The organism is Sunxiuqinia dokdonensis (genome assembly GCF_001270965.1).
Lineage (GTDB): Bacteria > Bacteroidota > Bacteroidia > Bacteroidales > Prolixibacteraceae > Sunxiuqinia > Sunxiuqinia dokdonensis.
This window is the reverse complement of the sequence record NZ_LGIA01000114.1, coordinates 1-1,322: the sequence shown is the minus strand read 5'-3', so window position 1 is coordinate 1,322 and position 1,322 is coordinate 1. Positions and strand designations below refer to the sequence as shown.

The 1,322-nt window shown below is 46.4% G+C and carries 2 protein-coding genes; both read left to right on the top strand.

Annotation, left to right across the window (positions count from 1 at the left end; all coding sequences use genetic code 11):
- Nucleotides 1-393: 393 nt before the first annotated feature.
- Nucleotides 394-606, top strand: a complete 213-nt coding sequence (locus NC99_RS07600) for a hypothetical protein (RefSeq protein WP_053181775.1) — start codon at nucleotides 394-396, stop codon at nucleotides 604-606.
- Nucleotides 585-968, top strand: coding sequence for a type II toxin-antitoxin system VapC family toxin (locus NC99_RS07595; RefSeq protein WP_053181770.1), 384 nt, complete (start codon nucleotides 585-587; stop codon nucleotides 966-968). Before NC99_RS07600 ends, NC99_RS07595 begins: the two co-directional genes overlap by 22 nt.
- The last annotated feature ends 354 nt before the right edge of the window (nucleotides 969-1,322 follow it).

Genomic DNA, 1,322 nt, shown 5'->3' with positions numbered 1-1,322 from the left:
GCCTGCAAAACGCACCACCGCCGCGGCGGACGGAAAAGAGATCAAGATTTAACCACAGAGTTGCACGGAGGAATGCACAGAGGAACACGGAGAAAATTCCAAATCCCATGGGCCAAAATCCAAAGTCCAACCAATGACGGAGGAGCGTAGAACCGAGTTTCAAGATTTAAACACAAAACTTGTCCCGATAACGCAAAGACGCGAAGAAGACCTTCCCCGGAGGGGAAAAATATTTATAGCCCCGGGTGCAACGAAGCCCACGCGACCCCTGGTCCGGCAGTTGCCGGAGAAAGCCAACGCACAACCGACAACTGTGCACACCGCCAACGAATAAACCCTAATGGGGAAAACAATCAAAGGTTTTTCGTAATTTCGTATCAAAATGCTGCACGAATGGAAACGATAAAAATTGAATTGAAAAACAAGAATGCTTTGGCTATCCTGAAAAGTCTTGAGAAGGCCAACATGATTAAGCTGATTCATACCGGAAAGTCGGAGAAGAATCCCCTGCTTCAGTTGAAAGGTTCAATTTCACACGATCGGGCAATTGAACTGGCCCATGAAATCGAAAATTCAAGAAACGAATGGAAGGACAGGACTATTTGATAGATACCAATGTAGTGATTTATTACCTGGGATTGGCCTTATCCAAAGAGTCAGAAAAACGGATCGATCGTATTCTCTCCGGGAACTATTATATTTCAGTCATTAACCAGATCGAACTGTTAGGCTTCAGTAAGCTGACAAAACAGGAAACGATTGTTTTAGAATCTTTTGTGGCCGGATCAACGGTGCTGGACCTGGACGAAAAGGTCATTCGGAAAACGATTCAAATACGGAAAACACATTCCATCAAATTACCCGACGCCATTATCGCAGCAACTTGTCTTGTTCATAATTGCGCTCTGATAACCCATAATATCAAAGATTTTGAAAAGATAGAGGGACTCGATCTGATTACGGCCTAGCAGGGAGAACAGTCCCAGTCGCAGTAATCAGCCTGCCCCGACAGCTCGTGGGCCGCAAGATTTAAACACAAAACTTGTCCCGATAACGCAAAGGCGCCAAGGCGCGAAGAGGTTTCAAGTTTGAAGTTTCGAGTTTCCAACCACCAGCAGAAGAGCAATTGAAAGCTACCGCGTAGCGGTTACCGTATTGTAGAAACAAGAGAGCCCGCAAAACCCATTACCGCGTAGCGGTTAAACAGGGGCACAAAAAATAAGAAGAAGTCGCAGTAAACAGTACCAGTAGGCAGCTAGTCGCCAGCATCATTGCGAGCGGAATGTAATGGAGCGTGGCGATCTGTCTGCTGGGCTGCACCG

What these genes read in the sequence shown, in the direction of transcription:
- NC99_RS07595 (WP_053181770.1), top strand. Translation starts at nt 585, where the DNA reads ATGGAAGGACAGGACTATTTGATAGATACCAATGTAGTGATTTATTAC.
- NC99_RS07600 (WP_053181775.1), top strand. Translation starts at nt 394, where the DNA reads ATGGAAACGATAAAAATTGAATTGAAAAACAAGAATGCTTTGGCTATC.